Source organism: Streptomyces sp. NBC_00086, assembly GCF_026343255.1.
Classification (GTDB): domain Bacteria; phylum Actinomycetota; class Actinomycetes; order Streptomycetales; family Streptomycetaceae; genus Streptomyces.
Map to the genome: position 1 here is coordinate 1641754 of NZ_JAPELZ010000001.1, position 26748 is coordinate 1668501.

The window sequence follows — 26748 nt, forward strand, 5'->3', positions numbered from 1 at the left end:
CGGGCACCCGTGGTACCACGGCTCGGTCCCATGTCATGCACCGCCGCCGGGAGTTGCCCATGCCGCCCAAGCCGCCGATGTCCCTCAGCCGGCGCAGCCTCCTCGCCGCCGGCTCCATCGCCTTCGCCGGATCGCTCGGAGCCCTCTTCGCCGGAGCCGGACCGGGGGCCGGAGCGGGAGCAGGTGCCGGAGCAGGAACGGGAGCAGGTGCCGGAGCGGGTAGCGCGGGCAAGGGTACGAGCGCGGGCGCGGGCAGGCGTACGGCCGCCCCCGCCGCCGCCCGCGGCTACGGCCCGCTCGTGACCGACCCCGCCGGGCTGCTCGACCTGCCGGCCGGGTTCACGTACCGCGTCCTCTCGCGCGCAGGCGACCCGCTGCCTTCGGGCGAGGGCACCGTCCCGGGCAACTTCGACGGCATGGCCGCCTTCGACGCCGGGCAGGGCCGCGTCCGGCTCGTGCGCAACCACGAGAACCGCACCACCGCCGCCCTGCGGGTCCCTCCCGTCGAGGGGCTCACCTACGACCCGTACGCCCTCGGCGGCTGCACCCTCCTCGACCTGGACGCGGCCGGCCGGGTCACCTCCGAGCGGGTCGCCCTCGCGGGCACCGCCGTCAACTGCGCGGGCGGCCGTACCCCCTGGAACACCTGGCTGTCCTGCGAGGAGACCGAGGACCGGGCGGGCACCGCCGGCTACACCCGCGACCACGGCTACGTCTTCGAGGTCGACCCCGCCGACCCCCGCCGCTCCGGCGCCGTCCCGCTCACCGCGATGGGCCGCTTCGCGCACGAGGCCGTCGCCGTGGACCCGTACCTCGGTGTGGTCTACGAGACCGAGGACGCCTTCACCGAACCCTTCGGGCTCTTCTACCGGTTCCTGCCCGCCCGCCCCCTCGGCGGCCTCGGCTCCCTGCGCGCGGGCGGCGAGCTGGAGGCCCTGCGGGTCCCCGGGCTGGCGAACCTGGCGGTGGTGGACGAGCCCGGGTCCGAGTTCCCGGTGGAGTGGGTCCCCGTCCCGGACCCGTCCGCGTCCGGGACCCCGATCCGGCTCCAGGACTTCGGCCCCGGCGGGATCACCCACGCCCAGAAGCTGGAGGGCTGCTACTGGGGCGACGGCGGCGTCCACTTCGTCTCCAGCTACTCCCGCACCCACGAGGGCTCCCCCGCCGACCACCACGGCCAGGTGTGGTTCTACGACCCGCGGCGCGCGCGGCTCCGGCTCGACGTGGTGTTCGGCCCGGCCGCCGACATCCAGCTGCCCGGCGACTCCCCGGACAACATCTGCCTGGCCCCCGACGGCGGCCTGATGGTGTGCGAGGACGGCGGCGGCGCGCAGTACGTCCTCGGCGTGACCCCCGGCGGCGAGGTCTACCCGATGGCCCGCAACGCCGCCGACGTCGGAAAACCGGGGGCGCCGGAGTGGGGCGAGTTCGCCGGGGTCACCTTCTCCCCGGACGCCCGGACCATGTACGTGAACGCGTACACGCCCGGGACCACCTTCGCGGTGACCGGTCCCTGGCAGTGATCCGTACTGCCTTCCGGCCCGCCCGCACCGCCTTCCGGCCCGCCCGGCCTGGTCTTTCGCCACGTCGCGGTCCACTGCGTTGTGGTGGAGGATCGTATGGAGTCGACGGAGCGAGGTAGGTAGCGGTGGCCAAGAAGGACAAGCACAAGTCGGCGGGGCCGGCCGAGCCGACGGAGACGGCGAAGTCCGGGAAGGGCACCAAGCCCGGCAAGGGCGAGAAGGCGAAGGCCGGGGCGTCGGCCAAGCCGGCCAAGGCCGAGAAGCCCGAGAAGGCGGAGAAGGCCGAGAAGGCGGAGGCCAAGGCAAGGGCCGAGGCCGCCGGCTCCGAGAAGCCCGCCAAGGTTCCGAAGGCCCGCAAGGCCCCCAAGGCCGCCCCCGAGAAGCCCGCCGAGCCGGCCGCGCCCGCCAAGGGCGAGAAGGCTGCCAAGGCGGAGAAGCAGACCGACCCCGCTGCCGCCACCAGCGGCGGCGGGAAGCCGAAGTCCAAACCCCTCTCCCTCCGCGAGCTGCTCCGCATCTCCGCCGAGAGCTCCAAGGGCTCCAAGGGCGGCGCCCGCAAGGCCGGAGGCCACGGGCACGGACCCGGGTACGAATACGGGTACGACGCCCCCCTGAGCCCCCTGCTCCGCGTCCCCTCCGGCGAGCGCGTCGACCTCGGGGCCTTCCATCCCGGAGCGACCCCGGCCGGTCCCACCGACAAGGCGGCCGGCGTGGCGGCCACCGCCCAGATGGGTGAACGGCTCGCCTCCCTCCAGGAGCGGCTCTACGCCGCCAGCACCGCCGGCGACCGCCGCCGCGTCCTGCTCGTGCTCCAGGGCATGGACACCAGCGGCAAGGGCGGCACCGTCAAGCACGTGATCGGCCTGTTCAACCCCTCCGGCTGCCGGATCAAGGCCTTCAAGGCACCCACGTCGGAGGAGCAGAACCACCCCTTCCTCTGGCGCATCATGAAGGCGCTCCCCCAGCCCGGCGAGATCGGCATCTTCGACCGTTCGCACTACGAGGACGTCCTCATCGCCCGCGTCCGCGACCTGGTGCCGCGCAGTCAGCTGGGCCGCCGCTACGCGCAGATCAACCGGTTCGAGAAGTCCCTCGCCGACGACGGCGTCAGCGTGGTGAAGGTCTTCCTCCACATCGGCTACGAGGAGCAGCGCAAGCGGCTCCTGGAGCGGCTCGACAACCCGGACAAGCACTGGAAGTTCAACACGGGCGACATCGAGGAACGCTCCATGTGGCCCGCGTACCAGCAGGCGTACGAACTGGCCCTGGAGCGCTGCTCCACGGACGCCGCGCCCTGGTACGTCGTCCCCTCGGACCGCAAGTGGTACCGCAACTGGGCGATCAGCAAACTGCTGCTGGAGCATCTGGAGGGCCTCGCGCCGCAGTACCCGAAGGGTGACTTCGACGTGGAGGAGTGCCGCACCCGTCTGCTTGCCACATAGTCATATATTTTGCGTATGTGACCATCTCAGTGCGCAGGACGGCTGCCGTCGCGGCCGTAGCAGCTCTCAGTGCCGCCCTCGCCGCGTGCGGGGGCGGCACCGGTACGTCGGACCCCGGCGGCCAGGCCCGGATGGGAGCCTCCACGGCCCCCTCCGCTCCGGCCTCCGCTCCGGCCGCCGCCTCCCCATCCGCCGCGGGGTCCTCCGCCCCGGCGGCCCCGCCGGCGAGCCCCGGAAGCAGTCCGTCGGCCGTCCCGCAGCCCGGTGCCCCGGGCAAGGCGCCGACCATGGCTCCCGGTCCGGGCGGTCTGACCCCCGTCTTCGACCGCGCGAAGCAGCAGACCGACAAGACGGTGGCGCTGACCTTCGACGCCGACATGACCTCCGATCAGGGGCCGCGCGCGGCGGACGGCGAGCGCTTCGACAACCCGCAGCTGATCTCCACGCTGCGCACCCTGAAGGTGCCCTCGACGGTGTTCATGACGGGCCGCTGGGCCGAGGAGTACCCGGACCAGGCGAAGTCCATCGGCACCGACCCGAACTTCGAGATCGCGAACCACTCGTACAGCCACCACGCCTTCAAGTCCCCCTGCTACGGACTCCCCACCCTCGACGAGGCCGCCGCCCGCGCCGATGTCGACCGGGCCTTCGAGGCCTTCCACAAGGCGGGCGCGGTCAACACCGTCCCGTACTTCCGCTTCCCGGGCGGCTGCTACGACGACCAGGCGCTGCGCGCCATCTCCACGGCCAAGGTCACGGCCGTCCAGTGGGACGTGGTCAGCGGGGACGCGTTCGCGAAGGATCCCGACGCGGTGGCCGAACAGGTCCTGGCCGGGGTGAAGCCCGGCTCGGTCGTGGTCATGCACTGCACGCGCAGCGCCGCCCCGGTCACCGAGGAGGCGATCCGGAAGATCGTCCCCGAGCTGCGCAAGCGCGGCTACCGGTTCGTCAAGGTCTCCGACCTGATCGGAAAGTAGCCCGGGCCCCGCGGTCTCAGCCGGAGCAGGCCGTGCGCTGCGCTTCCTGCCACTCGCACACCGGGCACAGCACCACGCCCGGTGTCGCGACCCCGTACTCGGTGGGCTTCCCGCACTGCACGCAGTCGGCGTAGGGCGGCCCGGCCACCCGCCCGGCGGGGGCCGCGGGGGCGGGGCAGTACGAGGAGTCGGGCGCGGTCTGCTCCGTCTGGTCCATGCGTACGAGCCTACCCACCCGCGCCGCGCCCGCGGCATGAGCGGTCGACGGGCAGCCGACGGGCGGTCAATGGCCGGCGGCCGGCTCCGTGGCCTCGCCCGGGCGGACGATGACGAAGCCCTCGCCGCTGAGCTTCAGCTGGACCGCCTCGCCGGAACCGCCCCGGATCATCGAGCCGACGGACTGGGAGCGGTGCAGCGCCGCCTCCAGCCCGGCGCTCCAGCCGACCACCGCGTCGGTGTCCACGTGGACCGGGGCCTGCGGGGTGACCGGGATGACGATGGGGTTCCCGTCACAGACGACGGCGAGCTTTCCGGTGCCGGTGAAGAGGCTGTTGAAGAGGCCTCCCCCGGCCATGCCTGCGCCCTTGAGCATCTTGATCTCGTAGCCGAGGGACGGGTCGAAGCACAGGACGTTGCGGCCGTTGACGGTGAGCGCGTCGCCGGGCTCGAACTCGATGACGAAGCAGTGGCCCGCCCGGCGCGCGAACCAGACCTCGCCCTGCCCGCGCACGGACATCAGCGGGAGCCCCTCGCCCGTGACGGCGCGCCTGAGCATGCGGCCGACGCCCTCCCCCTTGCGCTCGAACCGCAGGTCGCCCCGGAAGGCGACCATGGAGCCCTGCCGGGCGAGCACCTCACCGTCGACGGCGTACTTCACGGACTTGGCGTTCTGCAGGGTCATCCCGGGTACGGCGGACGTCTCGGCCAGGTTCCCGGACGCGAAAAGGTCGCTCTTCATGCCGTCGATCCTCGCCCGCACCGGGCCCCTCGGGCATCAGCCCGGAGGTGGAGGCTGGCATCCTTGGCCGGATGAGCACCGAGGACACGCGCCACAGCACCCTTGTACCCGCAGTACCCGCAGTCGGGTCCGACAGCCCCTTCCGGCAGGAGCGGATCGCCCGCGACGACGCACCGCAGTACGTCCTCCCGCTGGTGGTGCGGATCGAGAAGACGGAGCCGCCGGCCCGGACCGACGCGCTGGAGACGGCCGCCCGCGCGGTGCTCGTCCTGCTCACCGACGAGCGGTCGGCCGGCGAGGGCGAGTGGGCGGCCCTGGTCCGGGACTGGCAGGACGCGCGGATCCGCAAGGTGGTGCGCCGGGCGCGCGGGGCGGAGTGGCGCAAGGCCGCGACCCTGCCGGGCCTCACGGTGCACGGCGCGGACTCGGAGGTACGGGTCTTCCCGCCGGTGCCGCTCGACGGCTGGCCCAAGGAGCTGGCCAAGCTCCAGGTGTCGGGCACCGACCTGGACGACCCGGAACCGGTAGCCCCGGCGGAGGCCGGCCTGCCGGTCCTCTGGCTCAACCCGGACCTGGACATGTCGGCCGGCAAGGCCATGGCCCAGGCCGGACACGCGGCGCAGCTGGCGTGGTGGGAGCTGACCGGCCCGGAGCGGGCCGCGTGGCGGGAGTCCGGCTTCCGGCTGGCCGTACGGACGGCCGCGCCCGAGCGGTGGGCGGAACTGTCGGGGAGCGGTCTGCCGGTGGTGCGGGACGCGGGGTTCACGGAGATCGCGCCCGGCTCGTGCACGGTGGTCGCGGACCATCCGGCGCTGCGGGCGCGGCTTTGAACCGGAGAGCGTCCTCGATGTCACCGGGGTCACCTCTCCGACGGGTTCGCCCGTGCCTCTACGCGAGCGGGTAGCCGCCGACGCCGGCGAAGACGGTGTCGGCAACGGGGCGTTCTTGTTCGTTGCCGTCGGAGGGGTGGTTGACGACGGTGTTCTGCCACACGAGCGTGGTGGAGCCACCGCCGTCCATGTTGAGGGCGTCGACGGCTCCGAGGTCCTTGAGGAGGGTGGCCAGTTCCAGGCGGGTGGCTCCCTTGCTGACCGTGGCGTCGTCGCCGTCCACGGTCACCAGCATGATGCGGCCGGTCGCGTCGGAGGCGACCGCGGTACGCGGGTTCGGGTCGGGTGAGCCGGCGGCGGGCTGCTTGTAGTCGATCTTGCCGTTCTTCAGGAGGAGGTCGCCGCCGGGCGTGACGTACATCGAGGGATCGAGTGTGAGGGTGTCGGCGATCCGGGTGTCGAAGACGGTCTCGGGGAATTCCAGTTCGGCGCCGACCGGAGCGTTGTCGCGGAGCCAGGTGGTGCCGTCACCGGTTCCCTGCAGGATCCGCCCGCCGGAGGGGACGTTGCGTCCGCCCCTGTTGCCGATCTTGCAGGTACTGCCCTTGGCCGGTGCCGGCTCGTAGCATTCGGTGACCTTGTTGCCGGAGTCGAGCAGTACCTCGATGCCCTCGTCCGTACTGATCACGCCCCCGACACTCGGGTTGTCGGGGTCGTTGGAACTGGCCAGGAAGGCCGTGGTCGGCGTCGCACCCGCGTACTCGGGGGTGAAGGAGACGATCTCGGAGAGATCCCGGCAGACCCCGTCCTTGTCGAAGGTCTCCTCCTTGTCGATGGGATCGGGGCCCTCGCAGTGCGCGTTGCGCCCGGGGACGCGGTTGATGCCGTCCAGCTGCCGCTGCTTGAGGGGGCCGTTCTTCGGCTGGACCTTCAGCGTGGTACTGAGCTCGGCGATGCGCGCTCTGCCGTGCTGCAGCACCAGAGCGGAGCCGACCGGTTTGCTGCCCTTGCCCTTGGCGGCTTCGCTGAGCAGCTTGCCGCCGCGGACCACGATGCCGCTGGGGTCTCCGTCGTGGGTGCCGTTGGCGGGGTTCGTCACGTTGCCGTCGAAGAAGGCGCCGTTGATGCCCACGCGTGGCCGGCGCACGGTGGTGGTGGACACGTCCTTCAGCATCGAGGAGCTGGTCTGGGAGGTGGCCAGAGCGGTGCCGAACGTGCCCTTCAGGGTGAGGGGAGCCAGGTCCGGGTCGATGACCACCACGTTGACGTTCCACGGGCCGCCGGTGCGAGCCGAGTAGGTGGTCCGAGTGATGCCCGGGGCGCTGACGTCCGTGCTCGTGGGAACCAGCTTGGCCAGTTCCAGACCGGTCGGGCCGGCGGTCGCACCGTACACGGCGGCCGGTGCGCCCAGGACCGCTGAGGCCGTCAGGAGGAGAACTGCGGCGCCGGTCGTGGCGGTGCGCTTGATGATGGGCCTCTTGATGGTCAGCACTGATCCGTCCCGGTGACGAGCTTGTGGGAAGAGAGGTGGGCGTCGAACGGATCGGGGATTACGGTGCTGTCGCCCTTGAGCACCACGAACTTCCCGTATGCCGTCCCGGTGAACACGCCGGAGTGGTTCGGGTCGGCGTAGAAGCACGTGTGCGAACCGGTGTGGTTGGCGACCGATGCCACCCGGTCGTTCCAGGTGGCGTTGTACTGCGCCATGTCGCTGCGAGTGGCGGTCATCTGACCGCGACCGCCCGGCTCGGCGAACAGGCAGAGGTTACCGCTCTGGCACCGCTCGAAGCCGGTGAAACAGCCGGCTTGGGATTTGGCCAGCTTGTGGGAGCTGACCTTGCCGTTCAGCGTGCCGGGGGAAGTGGCGAGGTTGCTCTTGGAATCGGGAGGCAGCGCCTGCACGGTGCCGCCGTAGGAGGGGTCCTCGTACACGCACGCCCAGTACGGCGAGTTGTTGTGGACCGAAGAGATCTGGTCGTTCCACTCCGCCAGGGACACCTGCGGGCTGTCCGGGCCGTACGTCTGGGCCGTGCCGTTGCCATCGCTGTCGGAGTACACGCACATACGGCCCGTCTCACAGGTCGGCCAGTCGGGCGCCGGAGGGCCGTCGGGGAGATCTTCGACGGCATGGGGCATGGTGCCGGCGTCCGCGGCGGTGACCACAGCGGGCGTGGCGGAGGCCAGGGCCGGTATGACGAAGGAGGTGAGTCCCAGGACGGCGGCCACGGTGATGAGCGGCTTCAGGGCGCGTCGTATCACGCGGATTCCTTTTGAGTTGATCGGATCGGGGTGGCTGGGGTGGTCGCGCCGTGGGTCAGCCGTTCCAGTTGGCGGTGACGGTGACGGTGTCCGGGGCGGCAGGAAGGCCCTGCAGGGGCACCGTGGAGGTGCCGGCCCAGGTGCGGTCGGTGTGCCGGGTGGTGTGCAGGACCTTGCCGGCGGTCGTGGTGACGGCGACCTGGACCTCTCCGCCCACGGTGGCCGCGGCGACGGACTTGGCGGTCACGACACCCAAGATGCCGTTCAGCTCACCCCAGGTGCTCCACGTCGCGTTGAAGTTGCGGATGGCGTGGTACTGGCGGGTGCCGTTGTCGGTGGCGATGACGAAGTGGGTCTCGTCTCCGGCGCCGGCCATGCTGATCGAGGTGACGGGGCCGGTGGGACCGACGGCCTGGGCCACGTTGCCCCAGCCGAGCCAGTTCCCGTTGGTCTGGCGGATGGTGTGGTAGGGCTTGCCGCCGCTGACGAGTCCGACCTGGAGTTCGCCGCGGACACTGGCGGTCGCGGCGGCCGTCACGTTGGAGACGGAACCGCTGGAGATGTCGCGGAAGGGGGTCCACTGGCCCGCGGCGTTGCGGACGGTGTGGAAGGCAATGCCGTTGGCGACGGCCACGACATGGAGGTCGAGGCCGGTGGAGACGGCGGAGACCTGGGTGAGGTTGCCGAGGGCGTTGGCGACGGAGAAGACGTCCCCGAAGGCGGCCCAGCTGCCGTCCGCCTTGCGCACCGTGTGGAAGAGACCGCCGGCGTTGCTGATGGCGAGGACGTGCGTGTCGCCGTTGATCCCGGCGGCGGTGGCGCTGCGGATGCCGCCGAGGCTGCCGGCCTTGGCCTGCACGTCGGTGAACCCGGTCCAGGACTCGTCGGGCAGGCGGACGCCCAGATAGAGGCTGCTGCCGGACTGTATGAGGGTCTTGGCCTGCCAGCCGGGGGTCTTGGCACGGTTCTCGTCGATCCACTGGCCGAGGTCGTCGACGCGGGCGGAGATGGCGCCGGTCCGGGTTTCGGTGGGATTGTCGGCCAGACAACCGCCTTGCCAGGAACGGCTGTTGACTGCGACGAGTTCGCCCGCCGCGTTCAGGAGCGGGCCGCCGGCGTCGCCCTTGCAGATGGCGTCGGTGCCCTTGCCGGTGATGGACAGGGTCGTGGTGTCGGCGGCGTTGAGGGTGAACGTGCCGGTGTGGAGCTTGCCGGGCACCCAATCGGCCTTCGTCCGCCCGAACCCGGCCGCTGTCAGCTCGGCGGCGACGGCGGGGGCGGCGGCGGCCCGCTTGACGCCCTGGAAACCGCCGGCGGGTGCGGCAAGGCGGGCGAGGACGATGTCGCGGTCACTGCGAGGCGCCAGCTCGGCCACCTCGACGGCCGTGCCGTCGGCGAGCGTGACGGTGGTCTTGAGGGCGGGCGGGCCGGCCGGGATCGTCGCACCGGGGGTGGAGGCGAAGCAGCTCGCGGCGGTCAGCACCCACGAGGCGTCGACCAGTGTGCCGGTGCAGGCACGACTGTTGGGCTTCTCGCCCAGACTCAGCTTGACGCTGTAGGCGTGCTGGCCGTACGGGGCTTCGGGACCGGTGATGGCCTGGACGGCACCGGCGAAGACCAGACACGCGGCAACAGCCGTGGCGGTTGCGAGCAGGCCGGTCATCCGCGCGGAACGCGGACGGTGGATGGACATGTGAACTCTCCATGAGCAACGGACGGAACCATGCGCAGGCGCAGGGTTTGGCAGTGCCCGCTGCCCGGTGTCGGCCGGGTGAAGGCTTGAGCGTCGGCCGGTGACGCGGAGGAAGCCGCCAGGGACGGGGCCGAGGTTCTTCCGCGTGGTGAGGCGGCGCCCCGGCACGCACGGTGCCGGGGCGCAGGTTTCCGCGGTGGGGCGGGCACGCGGTCCGCGACCGCGTGGGCGACTGCGCGGGGGTCAGCCGGTGTAAGTGGCGGTGATGGCCAGTGCGCCCGGCGCCGCGGGCATGCCCTCGAGGGGTGCCGTCACCAGCGCGTCCCAGGTGCGGTTGGTGTGGCGGGTGGTGTGGAGGAGCTTGCCGTCGGTGGTGGTGACGGCGACCTGGACCTCACCGTTGACGGTTGCGGCGGACACGGACTTGGCGGTCACCGCGCCCAGGACGCCCTGGAGATCGCCCCAGGTGGCCCAGGTTCCGTTGAAGTTGCGGATGGTGTGGTACTGGCGGGTGCCGTTGTCGGTGGCGATGACGAAGTGGGTCTCGTCCCCGGCGCCGGCCATGCTGATCGAGGTGACGGGGCCGGTGGGACCGACGGCCTGGGTGACGTTGCCCCAGCCGAGCCAGTTCCCGTTGGTCTGGCGGATGTTGTGGTAGGGCTTGCCACCGCTGATGAGACCGACCTGGAGCTCACCGCGGACGCTCGCGGTCGCCGCCGCGGTCACGTTGGTGAGGGAACCGTTGATCTGGAAGAAGGGAGTCCAGTTGCCCGCGCCGTTGCGGACGGTGTGGAAGGCCTTGCCGTCGGCGACGGCGACGACGTGGAGGTCGTGGCCGATGGAGACGGTGGAGACCTGGGTGAGGTTGCCGAGGGCGTTGGCGACGGAGAACACGTTCCCGAAGGAGCCCCAGGTGCCGTCCGCCTTGCGCACCGTGTGGAAGAGACCGCCGGCGTTGCTGATGGCCAGTACGTGCGTGTCACCGTTGATGCCGGCGGCGGCGGAGCTGCGGATCCCGCCCAGGTTGCTCGCCTTGTTCTGGACGTCGGTGTATCCGGTCCAGGAGCCGTCGGACAGCCGGGCGGCCTGGTAGAGGCTGGTGCCGGACTGCACGAGGGCCTTGGTCTGCCAGCCCGGCGTCGTGGCCCGGACCCCGTCGATCCACTCGCGCAACCCGTCGGTACGGGCCGCGATGGCGCCGGTACGGGTTTCGGTGGGGTCGGTGGCCAGGCAACCACCCTGCCAGGAACGGCTGTTGATGCCGACGAGTTCGCCGGCCGCGTTCAGCAGCGGGCCGCCGGTGTCGCCCTTGCAGACGGCGTCAGTGCCCTTCCCCGTGATGGTCAGGGTCGTGGCGTCGGAGGCGTTCAGGGTGAAGGCACCGGTGTGGGCCTTGCCCGGCGCCCACTCGGTACTGGTCCGTCCGACGCCCACGGCGGTCAGATCGGCGCCCGCTGCCGGGGCGACATTCGCCTGCTTGAGCCCCGCGGGGCCGGCGGCGGGGGTGGTGAGGCGGGCCAGGACGACGTCCCGGTCGGCGCGCGGGGCCAGCTCGGCGACCTCGACGCGCTTGCCGTCGCCGAGGGTCACGGTGGCCTTCAGCGCGGGCGCACCGGCCGGCACCGTGGTACCGGGCGTCGCGGCGAAGCAGCTCGCGGCGGTCAGCACCCACGAGGCGTCGATGAGTGAGCCGGTGCATCCGCGGCCGGTCGCCTCATCGCCGATGTTCAGCTTGACGACGGAGGTGTGCTGGCCGGCCGCCGCCTCCGGGCCGGAGACGGCTTGAGCGGAGCCGGCGGGAACGAGGCCCGCGGCGACCGCGGTCGTGGTGACGAGCAGACCCGAAATGCGTGCGGTGCGCGGACGGAGTGCAGACATGTGCTTTTCCTTCAGGAACAGGATTCGGTGAGCGAATGCGCCAGAGTTCGGTCGTACGTGTGCGGGACCGGTGGTCGGCCGGTGACACGGAGCACGACGGGGATCGAGAGAGCCCCGCAGTCGCCTGCTTCGCCGAAGACTTGTGGTGGACGGCTGGGATGCAGGCACAAGCCGTGCCGAGGGTGCGATTTCCTCCTGCGAGGCGGATCGGCTACTTGGTGATCCGGATCTCGACCAGGACGTGCTCCCGGCCGTCCACGGACTCGCCGACGCCTTCCCAGGTCTTGGCGGGGATGTTGTATTCGACGCGGTCGTCCTCGGCGGTCATCGCCAGGTGGGTGTTGCCGGAATCGTCGGTCCGCACCCCGTGCACCGACGGGATCTCCAAGGTCAGGAAGCCCTCATCGGCGGTGACCTTGAAGCACACGTCCCCCCGGTCCCGGGCGAGGAACTTGAGGAGGTTCTCCTCGCTCCGGCAGTCGGCGAGCACGATGTGGCCGTCTCCCCGCTTGAGGACGATTCCCTGCTCGGCCAGGATCTTCGCGGCGTTCGGGTAGTTGTAGTCCTCGATGGCATATCCGGGCCCCGTCTCGGCGACGGGGCTGGTGGTGGTGGCGACGCCGGAGGGCTGGCCCCCGGCCACCACGGCCCACGCCAGAGCACCGGCCACGGTCGCGGTTCCCAGAATGCGCGTCCATGCCTTGCGTGAATTCATCACAGTCCTAGAAGTAGAGATCAGTCGGGGCGAAGAGAGGTTCTCCGCGCCCCCTTGTATGCAAATCCGGTGGTGCAGGCGGGTGTTCGCCGACGGACTCGATTCCGAAAGGCGGCGGCGCCCTGCCTCTACGGCGCCGTCTGTCTGGCGAGTTTCAGGGAAGGCGGTCCGTCGGGATCCGGACGGAACTCCAGCGAGTTCCGTCCGCTCGGGTAGATCTGAATGCCGGCGCTGAGGCCGAGCCCGCCGTTCTCCACCGACAGATAGACGAAGTCGCTGGACGCCCGCTCGCCGAGCCACTCCCATCGGCCGCCGAAGTCGGCGGGGTCGGAGAATCCGTCCGTCACCACGCCGGTCGCGGAGAACTTCCCGTCGGACTCGAGCCGCAGCTCGGCGCCCGTCTCGTCGTTGCGGTACACGCCGGGCAGCTCGTCGGGGTCGACGGAGCCCATGCATCCCGAAAGGAGCGCCACGGAGGCGGCCAGGACGGCGACGAGCCGCCCTGCGCTCGTCCTACGGGGCGTCACGGACCCAGCGTGACGTCGAACTCGATGACCTGGGTCTTGGGCGACAGCGGACCGGTGTCGCCGACGATCTTGTCGACGAGCGAACCGACGGAGTTGCTCCACCAGTCCGTGTAGCCGATGACCGGGGGGTGCGTCGCGGACTCGATGTCCGACTCGTTGTAAGCGGTGTACCGCCACACCACGGAGCCGTCCGCGTTCTTGCGGATGGGAGTCATCCGGACCTGGTGCGAACCCATGAACGTGTACGCGAGGTTTCCGGTGAGGCCGGCCGTGGAGAGCGTCCCGTAGTCCTGGAGATACTTCCACGCACCGTCGAACCCGCCGAGCGTGTAGTCGTTCATGAGTGTGTGGCCGAGCTCGTACTCCCCCGTACGCGTACGGTTGGCGAAGAAGGCGAGCGTCTCCTGTGTGTTCTTGTGCTCACGGTAGAGGCGGGTGAACTCGTCGTTCGGGCCGAAGCACTGCGAGCTCGGGCCCTTTCCGGTGAGCCAGCTCCAGCCCAACTCCCACGGGTTGGAGCTGTTGCCGGACTCGATGGGGCTGCCGAACGGCGTCAGGCAGCTCTCGGCGCCCTCCGGAAGGCCGGTGGCGCCCGGCTTGATCGGGGTCTTCGAGTTGTCCAGCGCCTTCTGGATCGCTTCGCGCACCGCGGCCTCGATGACGAGGTGCTTGGCCTGCAACGCCGCCTGCGCGGCTGCGGCGGCGCTCTGACCTGCCGCAAGTGATGCCTGGCGGGCGGCCACAGCCGAGGTCGCGGCATCCGCGGCGTAGGAAGCGGCCTCGGTGGCGGACCGCACGGCGCGGGTCGCCGCGCTCCGGGCCACGCTGCTCGCCTTCCGCGCCGCGGCGGCTGCCTGACGGGCGGTTTCGGCGGAGCGCGCGGCAGCGGCTGCGGACCCCTCGGCGGCCTCGGCGTTCTTGCGCGCCTCCTCGGCGGACAGCTTGGCCGCCGCGGCGTACCCCTTGGCGAGGTCGGCCCACTCGGTCGCCTTCGCGGCGGCGTCGCGTGCGAGGGCTGCCGCCTCGGAAGCCCGTGCCGCGTTCTCCTGAGCCTCCTGGGCCACCTTGGCGGCGCCCGCGATCATCGCCCGGACCGCGCTGATGTGCGTGGCGTGGTCGTGGTCGATCCGTGCGAACTCGTGCTGCGTGGTGCCGATGAACTGGCGCAGCATGTGCGTGTCGCCTTCGAGCGCGATCCTGGCGGCCGCCTTGACGTAAGGGCCCCCGTTCGCCAGCAGGGTGGTGGCCTTCACCCGGTCGTCCTCACGGACGGCCTTGGTGCGCTCGACGTGCAGGAACACGTGCAGGGCCGGGGCCGTGCCCTTCTCCAGCGCGGCCACGGCCGCGCGTCGCACCGCGGGGCCGGTGTTGTCGTCGGCCAGGAGCGTCGTCACCTCGACCCGGTTGTCCTCCTTGGCCGCCTCCACCGCCCCGCTCTCCAGGAACGTCCTGAGCTTCGCGGCGTCCTCGGTCTTGAGCACGTCCACGGCAGCCAGTGCCACGTTCTTCGTCGAAATCGCCGCCATGGCCGCGACGTTCTCGACGTTGTCCTGCTGCAGAGCGATGAGACGGTCGGCGTCGATCCAGTGGACGACGTCCTCGTCCGAGCCGGCCAGCGCGAACTGCGCTGCCTCCCGGGTCCACGTGCCCGACCGGTCGATGAGCTGGATCGCCGCCTTGCGCCCGGCTGCCACGGCCTCCGCGGGCTTGCCGCCCCTCAGCGCGGACTCCGCGGAGCCGATGAGCGCGAGCAGCTCCGCGGACAGACGCGCTTCCTGCGTCCGCTCCCGGTTGTACCGTTCGAGGCGGTCCGTCTCCGCGGCCGCCTCCAGCTTCGCCCGCTCGATCGCCTCGGTGGTCTCCTCGGCCAGCCTGGCGGTTTCGGCCTGACGAGCCGTCTGCTCCACTTCACGTGCCTTGTCGACCGCCGCGGCAGCAGTGTTCGCGGCCTCGACCGCCGCGTTGGCGGCTGCCGTCGACCGGTTGGCGTAGTCGACCGACTGGCCGGCGTGGTTCGCCGCTTCCATGGCCGCCGCGGCCGCCTTCTCGGCGTGGTCGGCTGCGCTGTTGGCCGCGTCGCGTGCCAAGCGGGCACAAGCGGCGGCCTGTCCGGCCAAGGTCCGCGACTGGCCCGCGGCCTGCGTCGCCCTGGCCGCGGCGGCCTCTGCCACGGCGGCTTCCCGCTGCGCAGTGGCAGCCTCGGACTGTGCGGCGCCGGAGGCCACGGCCGCGTCGGCCGATGCCCGGGCGGCGGCGGCGGCGTTGACCGCCGATCCGGCGGCGGCCGCGCCCGCGGCGTCGGCCGCTTGGGCGGCCTGGGCCGCGAGGTCGGCCTTCTGAGCCACCGTGCGGACGAACTTGACCATCGACGTCGCTGCCTGGGCAGCGGCTCGGGCCGCGTCCGCCATCGATGCGTCCTTGGAAGCCCCGATCGCGGCATGGTAGGCCCGGGCCGCGGCGCGTCCTGCCGCTGCGGCCGCTGCTGCGGCGGCCTGTGCGGCCGCCACCGAACGCTGCGCGGCGGCCTGCGCGGTCCGCGAGGCCGACACCGCGGTCGCCGCGGCAGCGGCCGCTCCCCTGGCCGCCTGCGCGGCCTTGTTCGCGGCCCTGGCGGAAAGCTGGACGTCGTGTTCGGCGGCCTCGGCCTCGGCCTTCGCCTCCAGCGCCGCCTTCTTCGCGCTCTCGGCGGCCTTGACCGCCTGCTGGGACAGCTCGACGGCCTCGTCGGTCTTGCGGCCGGCGCGCTGGCCCTCCGCCTCCACGACCTTGACCAGCTGCTGGATCGTCGCCGTTTCCTCGTCACGGGCCCGGGCGATGTACTGGCCCGTCTCGAGGAACCACCGGATCGCTCTCGGCGTCCCGTCGTCCAGTGCCCGCTTCGCGTACTCCCGCACTTGCGGTGACGCCGTCACGAGGATGGACGTCACCTGCACACGCTCGTCCTCTTCCTGCGCGGTGAACTGGCCACCGCTGAGGAAGGCGCGCAACGCGAAGTCCGACCCGGCCTCCAGCGCAGCGGAGCCCTCACGCTTCACGGCACGGGCACCGCGCGCCATGACCGCGGTCACGGCCACCCTGAGATCCTCGCGCACCGCGGTCTGGAAGCCGCTCGTGAGGTAGGTCTCGATCGCGGCCGTTCCGCCGGACAGCGCCACCCCGATGCTTTCGCGGGTCGCCCTGCCCGCCATGACCAGGGACTGCGTGAGCGTGAACCTGTTGTCCTCGGCACGGGCCGCGGCCAGCTTCTCGTCGAGGAACACCCGCACGTCCGCGGCACTCCCCACCAGGGCGGCGGCCGCAGCGGTACGGACGGCGCGGCCGCCTGTCCTGTAGGCCCAGACCACCATGCCGCGTTCGGTATCCGGCAGACCGGATCCCTTGGGCAGTGAGGCGGATCCGGTCGCGCCGGCCGCGTACGCGGGCCTGCTGAGCACCGTGCAGTTCGGCAGCGCGCAACCGGCTGCCACTCCGGCGAAAGCGGCGAGTATCTGACGTCTGCTGAACTGTCGTGAACGTGGTGCCATCACGACTCCCTTCTTCTGCGCTGAGCCCGACCAGGAGGTGCTCCCGACCTGACGGACTGCCGCGGTCGGTGGTCCGCAACCGCTGTGCAGCGTCGGACTCTGGTCCTGTCCCGTGGAGCGTGTTCGCCGGTGATGCCGGCTGGTTCGCGTTCCACTCCCTGGTGGCGATCACCACTGTCGGCGCACCGAGAAGGCGGGGGAAGGGGGTTCGGGTGGACGGAAGCGTCCCTGACCCGATCCGGCCCGGGTGGGCTTCCACCGGCGCTCCGCGGCACCGCGGCCGGCGCGTTCCTACGAGGTCTCAGCCGGTCAGGGGTCGTGGGCGAGGACGGACCCGGGCGGACCGGCTCCCGGAACGCACCTCGCGGGTGGAGCCGAACCGGGCCATGGCCGGGAAGCGTCGCCGGCCGGCGGAAGAGGGGGCCGGGACCGGAAAACGGCCCATGGACTGGACGCTTGCGGCCCAGGCCTCTTCAGGCCAGCGCCCTCGGCTTTCGCGGACGCCGGGAAGCGGAAACAGTGGGCTGTGTGACGACAACGCGCAGGGGGGGGGCTCGCGGGACCGCTGTCCCGGAAGCCCCTGACCACACTTTGCCTCACCCTGGTGAGCGGGCCGGTGCGGGTGACACGGCATCACCGGCCGCGCACCCCGCGAACCGCTTTCAGCCACAACCCATTTCGGGATCACCATGCCTGCTCATCACACAGCGACCGGCACGCCCCGCTCGCCGGCCGGCCGGAGCGACCGCTCCGGCCGGTTACGTCAAGGCGGCGCCCCGCGCGGGCAGGGGCGTCGGGACGGTCGAGGAGCTCTCGCACCCCGCCCGGACGCGAGGGCTCCCGGCGAGGCGGACTCAGCCCTGTTGAGCGGGCAGCCATCCGTGCTGGACCGCCCGGACGCCTGCCTCGAACCGGCTGCGCGCGCCCAGCCGCTCCATGAGATCGTTCGCGATCCGCCGGGCCGTACGCGCGGACACACCCAGCCGCTTGGCGATCGTCTCGTCCGTGTGCCCCTCGGAGAGCAGGGAGATGATGGTGCTCTCCTGCGCACTCAGGCCGTGTACATCCCGGACAGGTGCCTCACCCAGCGGCTGCGCCGCAGCCCACACGCTCTCGTACAGCGCGCACAGCGCGGTCAGCGTTCCCTGCCCGGTCAGTACGACGGCGCCGCCCGCGGTGTCCTCGCTGCTCACCGGTATCACGGCGGTCGACCGGTCCACGATGATCAGCCGGGTGGGCAGGGAAGCCACGGTGCGGACCTGTCCGCCCAACGAGGCGGTCCAGCGTGCGTACTCCACGGTCGGCCGGTGGAGGCGGACACTGTCCAGGTACACCACCCTGGTGCGCACCCCGCGCCCCAGCAGCTCGGCGTCCAGTGGACGTGACGCGGCGATGTTCCCCTCGGTCTGCGGCCCTCCGGGTGCGAACGTCATGACTTCATGGCGGACGTCACGGGTCAGACGCGTGAGGCAGTCCCTGATCTGGTCCAGGCCGATCAACTGCTCGACTCCCGGGCTGACGGTGGTCGGCCTCAGGTCGGCGTACTGGGCGATCAACTGCGCGGCGACCGCGCGCGAGGCCTCCAGCCGCTGCTGCTGGGCGGCGATCTCGGCCTGCTGGCGGGCCATCAGGACTTCCATCCCGAGGTCCGGCGAGACCGCGCGCAGCCCCCCGTTCTCGGCCGAAGGGCGGACCAGCGCGAGCTTGCTGAGGACGTCGAGTCCGTCGCGCACCCGCTGTTCCGTCGTGCCGATGCGGACGGCCAGGGCCGCGACCCCGCCCCCCGGGTCGGCCAGCATGGCTCGATAGACGGCCTCCGCCATCGCGTCGAGCCCCAGCGTAGACAGCATGAGATTCCCCCCCAAGACATGCCCATCTCGAGCACAAAAGGATCATCATATGCCCGCGGTGGGGTGGCAGAAAGAGAAGCCATGTACCTCGTACACGCACACTTGAGGCGGCCGGCCCAGGGCGGCGAGCTGCCATCCGATCTGCGCGCCCTCGTCTACGAGTCCGCCCGTCCCGAGGATGGCGTCGAGCACGTCAGCGTGCACGCAGACGAGTCCTCGGCACCGGTGCTGGGCCTCTTCCTCACGGCCGGCTCACTGGCCCAGGCGGAGGAACACGCGGCAGCCGTTTGCACCCGGCTGCTGCGGACGCACCCTGAACTGTCCGGCTGGATTCTCGGGCGTGCCGAGGCCCCGCTCCTCGTCATCGACTGACCCTACGGCCGGTGGACACAACCGGCCGCTGCCGTTTCCGTCCACTCGCCGGCCCTTCCACCTGCCCTGACCTGCGGCGAAAGTGGTTCTTGCCCGGCCGGACACGATCCGGAAGGCAGTCGGATCGGAAAGCGCCACCGCGGGACGCGACCGGTTCAGGACACCCGTCCGCCTTACCGTCAACGCTCAGGAACCGAAATCTCATGATGCGCATTCGTACCGCCCAGGCCGCCGCGGTCTTCACGCTCACCCTCGTCACCGCGCTGTTCGCCACCGGCACCGCCACCGCCGCGCCTGCCCAGTCCGCCCCCAGCACCACGGCGCAGGACAACATGGGCTGGCAGTAGGAGCGGCGGTCCGGGCCGGGAACCTCAAATGTTGCTCTGAACGTCCCTCTTGGCGGGTTGACCCGGCTCCGTCGGGGCCATGACATCGGCACACGGACCGATGAGAGGGGGCGAGGGGACATGAAGCCCATGGCACACCTGGGGGTGGGCATCGGCTGGCGGCCGGAGATCGCGGGGGCGGTGGAAAGCCTCCCGGGCTTGGACTGGGTCGAGGTCGTGGCGGAGAACATCTGTCCCGGCCACCTGCCCGAGTCCCTGGAGCGGCTGCTCGCACGCGGGGTCCGCGTCGTGCCGCACGGGGTCTCGCTGGGCATCGGCGGCGCCGACCGGCCCGACCCGGCGAAGCTGGCCGCGCTCGGGGAGCGGGCGGTGGCGCTGGGGGCGCCGCTGGTCACCGAGCACATCGCCTTCGTACGGACCTCCTCGGTGGCGCCGGGGCCGGTGCTCGAAGCCGGGCACCTGCTGCCCGTGGCGCGGACCCGGGACGCGCTGGACGTGCTCTGCGAGAACGTACGGATCGCTCAGGACGCGCTGCCGGTGCCGCTCGCGCTGGAGAACATCGCGGCGCTGGTGTCGTGGCCCGGGGAGGAGCTCACCGAGGCGCAGTTCCTGACCGAGCTGGTGGAGCGGACCGGGGTGCGGCTGCTGATCGACGTGGCCAACCTGCACACCAACCGGGTCAACCGGGGGGAGGACCCGGTCGCCGTGCTGGACGGGATCCCGCTGGAGGCGCTGGCGTACGTGCACGTCGCCGGGGGCGTGGAGCGGGGTGGGGTGTGGCACGACACGCACGCGCATCCCGTGCCGGCCGCGGTGCTGGAGGTGTTGGCGGAGCTCCGGTCCCGCGTGGATCCGCCCGGGGTGCTGCTGGAGCGGGACGACGACTTTCCGTCTGACGCGGAGCTGGCCGGTGAGCTGGCCGCGATCCGGGGCGTGCTGGGCGGCCCTGCGGGGGCTGTCCCCTACCCGCCCTTCGACCGTTCCCCGGGCTCCGCCCGGACCCGCGCCTCAAACGCCGGCGAGGCTGAATCGGGGGCCACCCCCGTCCGCGCCTCGGACGCCGGCGGGGCTGAATCGGGGGCCACCCCCGTCCGCGCCTCGGACGCCGGCGGGGCTGAATCGGGGGCCGCCCCCGTCCGCGCCTCAAACGCTGGCGAGGCTGGATCGGGGAGCGGGCTCGACGCCGCTCGGACGCGGGTCGGGATCGGGCAGGCCGCGCTGTTGTCGGCGTTGGTGGCCGGGACTCCCGTGCCCGAGGGGTTTGACCGGCAGCGGGTGCGCGTGCAGGCGCGGGCGCTCGCGGCCAAGCGGGCCGGGGTCGTGGCGAAGCTGGCGCCCGAGCTGCCCGGGATCCTGGGCGGGGAGGACGCGTACCGGGAGGCCTTCCTCGGCTATGCCCGGCAGCGGCCCATGACGGCCGGGTACCGGCGCGACGCGCTGGACTTCGCCGAGCACCTGCTGGTCCGGGACCTGCCCGCGGACCCCGCCGCCCGGCGCCGGCTCACGCTCTGGTGGCGGGACCGGGCCGGGGCCCGGCCACCGGGCCGGGCCGTGCGCTGGGCCCGCGCCCTGGTGGGGAGGGCGGCGTGAACTTCTTCGACTTCCTCGCCGTGGCCGTCTGGATCGGCGTCATCGCCTCCAGCGTCGTGCTCGTGCGCGGCCTGCGGCAGTCGCGGCCGCCCGCCCTCGGCCCCGCCCCGCGTCTGCACGACCTGTCCGAGGCCGCCTTCATGGCCGGTGGACCGGGCGCGGTGGTGGACGCCGCGCTCGTCTCGCTGCTCTGCGACGGCCGGATGCTGGTCGGCGGGCCCGGCATCGTCCAGGTACGGCCCGGGGTGCGGGGCGGCGACCCCGCCCAGCGGGCCGTGCTCCAGGCCTGCCAGGGCGCCCCGTCCGGGTGGCTGTACCAGATCCGCTACGCCGCCATGCGGGACCCGTCCGTGCAGGAGACCGGCGACGCGCTGGCCGACCGCGGGCTGATCGCCACCCCCGGCGGCCGGCACCGCTGGCTGCGCCACGGGGTGATCCAGGCCGTGGTGTGCGGGGTGCTGCTGGTCCTCTCGCTGCCGCTGTCCTTCGTCGCCTTCGTGCTCCAGGAGGGGGCCGGGTCGGTCCGGGTGCCGTTCATCGCCGAGGTGCTGCCCGTGCTGCTGGGCGGCATCATCGCCGGCACCGTCGGCGCCTCCCGCGCCCGGCAGCGGATCACCCCGGCGGGGGCCGCGGCGCTGCGCGCCATCCGCGCCCACTACGGGGCCGACCAGAGCCCGTACGTCCAGACCTCGCTGTTCGGGCTGCGGGGGCTGCGGGATCCGTACCTGCGCGAGCAGTTGGTGCCGGCGGCCCGCGGGACCCGGCTGGCGGCGGCCCAGTCCCGCGGGCGTTCCGCAGGCTCCGACTCCTCCTGGGGCTCCGGGGCCGAGATGATCCCGGTCGTCTGGTGCGCGGGTTCCGACGGCGGCGGATCCGGCGGGTCCGGCGGGTCGGGCTGCGGCTCCTCGGGGTCGGTCTGCGGGTCCTCCGGGAGCAGCTGCGGGGGCGGCGGGTCCAGCGGTTCGAGCTGTTCCAGCAGCTCGGGCGGATCGAGTTGCTCCAGCAGCTCCAGTGGATCGAGTTGTAGCAGTTCGTCCAGTTCCAGCTGTGGCAGTAGTTCCTGACCGTCCATCACGGACCCGTCACGAGCTGCTCACACCTCGGCAGAGCCCTGTACCGGCCGGTTCCACATCTTGTAGAACTCGGACATGTTCTGGGTCCTGTTCCTCCTCCTTGCCTGGGCAGGGCTGCTGATCGCGTGCACCCGCCTGCTGAAGGCCGCCGCCGAACTGGCGGAGCCCCCGCCGGGCAGTGCCGTGCGCCACGACCACCACTCCGACGAGCTGAACCTGTACGAGGCCGCCTACCTGGCCGGTGGCCCGGAGCGGGTGGCCGAGCTGACGCTGCTGTCGATGCAACGCCAGCGGCGGCTGCTGCTCGCGCACACCGGCTGGGCGACGGTGGTCGACCCGGTGGGCCGCGATCCGCACGAGTGCTCGGTGCTCGGCGCGTTCGGGCCCGACGGGCAGGAACCGGTGACCTCCGTACGGGCCTTCGCGGCGCGGGATCCGGCCGTACGAGCCCTCGCGGACCGGCTCTCCGAAGCCGGGCTCGCGCTGCGCGACGGGGCCCAGCAGGAGGTACAGGCAGGGATCCGGGCGGTCCGGCAGGCCACCTTGCTGGTCCTCGGCATGCTGGTGGCCGCCCTGTGCGTACCCGAACCGGGGACCACGACCACGATGATCCTGTGCTGGTTCGCGCTGCCGCTGATCCTCGCCCTGGGCTGCCTGGCCATAGCCCGCGTCGAGGGGCACGCGCAGTCCGGATGGGCCTCCCCGGCCGGCCGGCGGCTCCTCGTGGAGCTGGGCCGGGAGCGCGGTGTGCGGGGCTCGCTCACCGCGGTGGCGCTGCGGGGGCCGCGCGCGGTCCCCGATCCCGAGCTGCGGGCGGCGCTGACGTACGGCAAGCGGGGGCGGATCCCGCGGCAACGGGGGCATTGAGCGCGACACCGGCCGCCGGTCCTGTACAGGGGGCCGCCCGCCGGATCTCATCGGAAGGTCCGTTGAGATGAGAGGCCCGCCATGCGCATGCCCCGGGTGCCCGCCACGGTCGCGCTGGCCGCCCTGGCGCTGGCCGCTTCCTTGCCGATGACCTCCGGCGCCGAGGCCGCCGCCGGGACCGCTCCCCCGGGCCCTGTGCGGGTGGCCGCGGGCCCGGCCTCTTCGGGCCCCTCGCCTGCGGGCCCCTTGCCCCCGGGCCCCGCCGCCACCGCCCGGTTGGCCGCGGAGGCCGCCGGGGCCGACCTCGTGGCCCGGCGGGCCGCTGCCGTCGCCGCGCTCGCGGGGCTCCCGGGCCCGGCCGGGGTGTCGCCGCCGGAACGTCAGCACGCCCGCGACGGGCTGGAGTTCGGGCCGTGCCCCGTCTCCGAGGGACTCGGGCCCGACGTGCGGTGCGGCACGCTCCGCGTCCCGGTCGACTACGCCCGGCCCTTCGGGGCGCAGACCGCGATCCTCGTCAGCCGGGTCGCCGCGACCGGCGCGGGCGGGGCCCGGCGGCAGGGTGCGCTCGTGTACAACCCCGGCGGGCCGGGCGGCAACGGGCTGTTCTTCCCGCTCGTCGCCGGCCTGCCCGAGTGGCGCCGCGTCGGGGCCGCCTACGACCTCGTCGGCTACGCCCCGCGCGGGGTGGGCCGCTCGGGGCGCCCGCTGTCCTGCCAGGACCCCGAGCGGTACGACCGGGCCCCGGCGGAGGCGGCCGGCGCGCGGCCGGACGCCGCCGCGAAGGAGACCCGGATCGCCGCCGCGCGGGCCTACGCCCGCGGCTGCGGTGAGCGGGCCGGGGCGGCCCTGGGCTCGTACACGACCCTGAACAACGTCCGCGACCTGCACGTGCTGCGTGCCGCGCTCGGCGAGGGCCGGCTGACCTTCATGGGGGCCTCGTACGGCACGTACCTCGGTGCGGTCTACGCCACCCTCTACCCCGGCCACGTCCGCCGGATGGTCTTCGACTCGGCGGTCGACCCCGACCCGGACAAGGTCTGGTACCGCAACAACCTCGCCCAGGCCCCCGGCTTCGAGCGGCGCTGGGCCGACTTCCGCGCCTGGGCGGCCCGCCACCACGCCGTGTACGGGCTCGGCTCCACCGCCGAGGCGGTGCAGGCGAGTTACGACCGGGTGCGGGCGGCGGTGGCCCGCGAGCCGGCGGGCGGGGTGGTCGGCACCGGACAGCTGCACTCCGCGTACTTGCGGGCCGCGTACTACGACGAGGTCTGGCCGGGCCGTGCGGCGGCCCTTGCGGCGTTCCTGCGCGGCGACCCGCGCCCGCTCCTCTCGCTCGCCGCCCCGGACCCGTCCGCGGCCGTCGAGGGCGAGAACGCGACGGCCGTCTACACGGCGACCCTGTGCAACGACGCCCCGTGGCCCGCCGACTGGGAGAGCTGGGACCGCGACAACACCGAACTGGCCCGCACGGCCCCCTTCGAGACCTGGGCCAACGCCTTCCTGAACCTGCCCTGCGCCTTCTGGCCGGTGCGCGAACGGCAGCGCCCGGTGGACGTCGGGCCGCGGCCGGGCGCCCCGCTACCCGGGATGCTGATCGTTGCGGCCGAGCGCGACGGTGCCACCCCGTACGGGGGCGCCCTGGAGCTCCAGCGGCGGCTCGGGCCGCGGGCCGGGCTGGTGACGGAGACGGGGGCCGGCACCCACGGGGTGGTCGGCGGACGCAATGACTGCGTGGACGCCCACGTGGAGCGGTACTTGCTGACGGGTGACACGGCAGGGTCACGTGTCACATGTGCGCCGCATCCGGAGCCCGCACCGGTGTCGCTGGACGACCGGGCAGCGACCGCCCAGGGGCACCCCAGGGCACTGCTGCCGCCAGTCGTCTGAACTTCCGGGCGGGATCTCCGGCTGCGTCGATTCGGGGGCAGGGCCTCCCGATCCCCGGAGGACGCCGGTCAGCGGTCCTCCGGTCCTTCCCCCCAGGGGAGGTCTCTAGGCGAGTCCGGCCACCAGATCGGCGACGGACTTGCGGCGCCCGGTGTAGAAGGGCACCTCTTCGCGGACGTGCATGCGGGCCTCGGAGGCGCGCAGGTGACGCATGAGGTCGACGATGCGGTACAGCTCGTCGGCCTCGAAGGCCAGCAGCCACTCGTAGTCGCCGAGCGAGAAGGAGGCGACGGTGTTGGCGCGCACGTCGGGGTAGCCGCGGGCCATCATGCCGTGGTCCTTGAGCATGCGGCGGCGGTCCTCGTCGGGCAGCAGGTACCAGTCGTAGCTGCGCACGAAGGGGTAGACGCTGACGTAGTCGCGCGGCGTCTCGTCGGCCAGGAAGGCCGGGATGTGGGACTTGTTGAACTCGGCCGGGCGGTGCAGGGCCATGTTCGACCAGACCGGCTCCAGCGCGCGGCCCAGCTTGGTGCGGCGGAACAGGTTGTAGGCGGTCTGCAGCTCGTCGGAGGTCTCCGCGTGCCACCAGATCATGATGTCCGCGTCGGCGCGCAGGCCGGAGACGTCATAGGTGCCGCGGACGGTGATGTCCTTGGCGGCCAGCTGGTCGAACAGCTCCTGGACCTCGTCGGCGAAGCCGGCGCGGTTCTCGGGGAGCACGTCCTTCAGCTTGAAGACGGACCACAGGGTGTAGCGGATGACCTCGTTGAGGTCCTTCGCCTTCTTCCCCGCGTTGGGAATCTTCTCTGGTGCAGTCATGTGTCTATTGTCCCGTGTGCTGATCAGTGGTCGGTGCCAGGGGTACCCCAGCGGCGCCCAACGTGGCGATCACCACGTCGGCGGCCTTGCCCGCGCTCGCGATGCAGGCCGGGATGCCGACCCCGTCGTACAGCGCTCCGCACACCGCGAGGCCCGGCAGGGCCGCGACGGCGGTACGGATCCGGGCCACCTTGCCGAGGTGGCCGACGGGGTACTGGGGCAGGCCGCCGTCCCAGCGGGTGACGGTGGTGGCCACCGGGCGGACGGTGGGCGCGAGGCCCACGGCCTGACCGAGGTCGGCGAGGGAGACCTCGACCAGTTCCTCGTCGGAGCGCTTCAGGTCGCCCTCGTCGCCGTGGCGGCCGACGGAGGTGCGCAGCAGGAAGAGGTCGGGATCGGTCCCGGCCCAGGCCCACTTGTTGCTGGAGAAGGTCGAGGCCTTGATCGTCCGGCCGTCGACGGGCGGTACGAGGAATCCGCTCGCGCCGCCGTCGGCGATCCCGGCCGGCAGGTCGGAGCGGCGCAGGGCCATCGTGACCAGGGCCATGGAGGCGTACTCGACCCCGCGCAGCTCGGTGGCGGCGGTGGGCGCGATCCGGTCGAGCAGCCGGGCGGCGGGCCCGGCCTGGACGGCCACGACCACCCCGTCGGCCTCGATGACCTCGGCGCCGCCCGGGGCGTCGGCGACCACCCGCCAGCCGGTGGCGGTACGGGTCAGCTCGCGCGCGGGGGTGTCGAGGAGGATGCGGGCTCCGGCCGCCCGGCAGGCCTCGGCGACGGCGAGCGGGAGCCTGCCGATGCCGCCGTCGATGCCGGAGAAGACGGGTCCGGTCTGCCCCGCGCGGGCCGCCCGGGCCTGCAGTTCCCGTACACCCTCGCCGAGGGAGGCGTGGCTGCGGGCGACGTCGAAGAGCTGGGGGACGGCGGCCCGCATCGAGATGCGGTAGGCGTTGCCGGCGTAGACCCCGCCGAGGAGGGGTTCCACGAGCCGGTCGACGACCTCGTGGCCCAGCCGGGCGGCGACGTACTCGCCGAGCGCCACGTCCTCGCCGATCTCCTGCGGTTCCAGGGCGTCTTCGGCTCCGGCGCGGGCCAGGCCCTCGGCGGACAGCACCCCGGAGGCGGCGAGCGGGCCCAGGTCGCCTGGTACGCCCATGACGTGACCGCCCGGCAGGGGGCGCAGCACGCCGCGGGTCCAGAGGCGGGCGGTGGCGGTGGCGGGTGGCTGCAGGGCATCGCCGAGGCCCACGGCGCGGGCCAGTTCGAGTGCTTCGGGGCGGCGGGCGAGTACGGATTCGGCGCCGAGGTCCACGCGCAGGCCCGCCAGTTCGCCCGAGCGCAGCTTGCCGCCGAGGCGCGGGCCGGCTTCCAGGAGGGTGACGCGAAGGCCCTCGGCGAGCAGCCGGTGGGCCGCCGCGAGGCCCGCGATCCCGCCGCCGATGACGACGACGTGCCCGGCGGGGGCCGGCCGGTCCGTACGCGTGTCCGCTTCGTGCATGGACACATCGTCTCAGACCGCTCATGGGGCGATCGCCGAGGCCTGACCGTGACCGCTTCGGGATCACCTCGGGACCGTACGTACGAAACCCGGGACGAGGCCCCGTACGTCAGAACGTC

At 72.6% G+C, this 26748-nt stretch carries 22 protein-coding genes; 10 read left to right on the forward strand and 12 right to left on the reverse strand.

The features are described 5' to 3' along the window. Window positions 1-59: 59 nt before the first annotated feature. From OG276_RS07325 to OG276_RS07335, 3 genes are all read left to right on the forward strand, one after another. On the forward strand, window positions 60-1523 hold the full coding sequence (locus OG276_RS07325; RefSeq protein WP_266903659.1) for an alkaline phosphatase PhoX: 1464 nt from the start codon (window positions 60-62) through the stop codon (window positions 1521-1523). A gap of 611 nt (window positions 1524-2134) precedes the next feature. Further along, window positions 2135-2965 (forward strand): PPK2 family polyphosphate kinase, encoded by an 831-nt coding sequence (locus OG276_RS07330; protein ID WP_266912589.1) that lies wholly within the window; start codon window positions 2135-2137, stop codon window positions 2963-2965. A gap of 131 nt (window positions 2966-3096) precedes the next feature. Then, a complete protein-coding gene (locus tag OG276_RS07335; RefSeq protein WP_266912591.1) occupies window positions 3097-3942 on the forward strand; it encodes a polysaccharide deacetylase family protein in 846 nt (281 codons plus the stop codon). 16 nt (window positions 3943-3958) lie between these two features. On the opposite strand, the gene OG276_RS07340 is transcribed toward OG276_RS07335, so the two are convergent. Both OG276_RS07340 and OG276_RS07345 read right to left on the reverse strand, forming a co-directional pair. Beyond that, complete coding sequence (locus OG276_RS07340; protein ID WP_266903660.1) at window positions 3959-4159, reverse strand: hypothetical protein; 201 nt, start codon at window positions 4157-4159, stop codon at window positions 3959-3961. Between the two features lie 66 nt (window positions 4160-4225). Beyond that, the gene (locus tag OG276_RS07345; protein WP_266903661.1) at window positions 4226-4900 is read right to left on the reverse strand and encodes an AIM24 family protein; all 675 of its coding nucleotides are present in this window, start codon (window positions 4898-4900) and stop codon (window positions 4226-4228) included. A 71-nt stretch (window positions 4901-4971) separates the two neighbouring features. Between OG276_RS07345 and OG276_RS07350 the strand changes: the two genes are divergently transcribed. After that, window positions 4972-5730 (forward strand): aminoacyl-tRNA hydrolase, encoded by a 759-nt coding sequence (locus OG276_RS07350; protein ID WP_266903662.1) that lies wholly within the window; start codon window positions 4972-4974, stop codon window positions 5728-5730. A 58-nt stretch (window positions 5731-5788) separates the two neighbouring features. Here OG276_RS07350 and OG276_RS07355 read toward each other — a convergent pair whose 3' ends face one another. From OG276_RS07355 to OG276_RS07390, 8 genes are all read right to left on the reverse strand, one after another. Continuing rightward, entirely contained in the window at window positions 5789-7222 is a 1434-nt protein-coding gene (locus OG276_RS07355; RefSeq protein WP_266903663.1) for a phosphodiester glycosidase family protein, read from the reverse strand. After that, complete coding sequence (locus OG276_RS07360; protein WP_266903664.1) at window positions 7216-7989, reverse strand: peptidase inhibitor family I36 protein; 774 nt, start codon at window positions 7987-7989, stop codon at window positions 7216-7218. Before OG276_RS07360 ends, OG276_RS07355 begins: the two co-directional genes overlap by 7 nt. Before the next feature lie 55 nt (window positions 7990-8044). Then, window positions 8045-9682, reverse strand: a complete 1638-nt coding sequence (locus tag OG276_RS07365) for a S1 family peptidase (RefSeq protein WP_266903665.1) — start codon at window positions 9680-9682, stop codon at window positions 8045-8047. 243 nt (window positions 9683-9925) lie between these two features. Beyond that, complete coding sequence (locus tag OG276_RS07370) at window positions 9926-11560, reverse strand: trypsin-like serine protease (RefSeq protein ID WP_266903666.1); 1635 nt, start codon at window positions 11558-11560, stop codon at window positions 9926-9928. Window positions 11561-11771: 211 nt separating this feature from the next. After that, complete coding sequence (locus OG276_RS07375) at window positions 11772-12230, reverse strand: hypothetical protein (RefSeq protein ID WP_323182317.1); 459 nt, start codon at window positions 12228-12230, stop codon at window positions 11772-11774. 173 nt (window positions 12231-12403) lie between these two features. Next, window positions 12404-12802, reverse strand: coding sequence for a hypothetical protein (locus tag OG276_RS07380; protein ID WP_266903668.1), 399 nt, complete (start codon window positions 12800-12802; stop codon window positions 12404-12406). Continuing rightward, window positions 12799-16326: an ALF repeat-containing protein gene (locus OG276_RS07385; RefSeq protein WP_266903669.1), complete on the reverse strand. Its 3528-nt coding sequence runs from the start codon at window positions 16324-16326 to the stop codon at window positions 12799-12801. Before OG276_RS07385 ends, OG276_RS07380 begins: the two co-directional genes overlap by 4 nt. Window positions 16327-17180: 854 nt before the next feature. Beyond that, complete coding sequence (locus tag OG276_RS07390; RefSeq protein WP_266903670.1) at window positions 17181-18176, reverse strand: helix-turn-helix transcriptional regulator; 996 nt, start codon at window positions 18174-18176, stop codon at window positions 17181-17183. 81 nt (window positions 18177-18257) lie between these two features. Here OG276_RS07390 and OG276_RS07395 point away from each other — a divergent pair, with 81 nt between their 5' ends. From OG276_RS07395 to OG276_RS07420, 6 genes are all read left to right on the forward strand, one after another. Beyond that, on the forward strand, window positions 18258-18548 hold the full coding sequence (locus OG276_RS07395) for a hypothetical protein (protein ID WP_266903671.1): 291 nt from the start codon (window positions 18258-18260) through the stop codon (window positions 18546-18548). A 203-nt stretch (window positions 18549-18751) separates the two neighbouring features. Beyond that, window positions 18752-18895, forward strand: coding sequence for a hypothetical protein (locus OG276_RS07400; RefSeq protein ID WP_266903672.1), 144 nt, complete (start codon window positions 18752-18754; stop codon window positions 18893-18895). 120 nt (window positions 18896-19015) lie between these two features. Further along, window positions 19016-20485: a DUF692 domain-containing protein gene (locus OG276_RS07405; RefSeq protein ID WP_266903673.1), complete on the forward strand. Its 1470-nt coding sequence runs from the start codon at window positions 19016-19018 to the stop codon at window positions 20483-20485. Further along, window positions 20482-21549: a TIGR04222 domain-containing membrane protein gene (locus OG276_RS07410; protein WP_266903674.1), complete on the forward strand. Its 1068-nt coding sequence runs from the start codon at window positions 20482-20484 to the stop codon at window positions 21547-21549. The genes OG276_RS07405 and OG276_RS07410 overlap by 4 nt, the downstream gene beginning before the upstream one ends. An 84-nt stretch (window positions 21550-21633) precedes the next feature. Then, entirely contained in the window at window positions 21634-22425 is a 792-nt protein-coding gene (locus OG276_RS07415; protein ID WP_266903675.1) for a TIGR04222 domain-containing membrane protein, read from the forward strand. An 81-nt stretch (window positions 22426-22506) separates the two neighbouring features. Then, window positions 22507-24312, forward strand: a complete 1806-nt coding sequence (locus OG276_RS07420) for an alpha/beta hydrolase (protein WP_266903676.1) — start codon at window positions 22507-22509, stop codon at window positions 24310-24312. A gap of 105 nt (window positions 24313-24417) precedes the next feature. On the opposite strand, the gene hemQ is transcribed toward OG276_RS07420, so the two are convergent. Both hemQ and hemG read right to left on the reverse strand, forming a co-directional pair. Beyond that, window positions 24418-25131, reverse strand: coding sequence for a hydrogen peroxide-dependent heme synthase (hemQ, locus tag OG276_RS07425; RefSeq protein ID WP_243331434.1), 714 nt, complete (start codon window positions 25129-25131; stop codon window positions 24418-24420). A 4-nt stretch (window positions 25132-25135) separates the two neighbouring features. After that, the gene (gene hemG / locus OG276_RS07430) at window positions 25136-26629 is read right to left on the reverse strand and encodes a protoporphyrinogen oxidase (RefSeq protein ID WP_266903677.1); all 1494 of its coding nucleotides are present in this window, start codon (window positions 26627-26629) and stop codon (window positions 25136-25138) included. Between the last annotated feature and the right edge of the window lie 119 nt (window positions 26630-26748).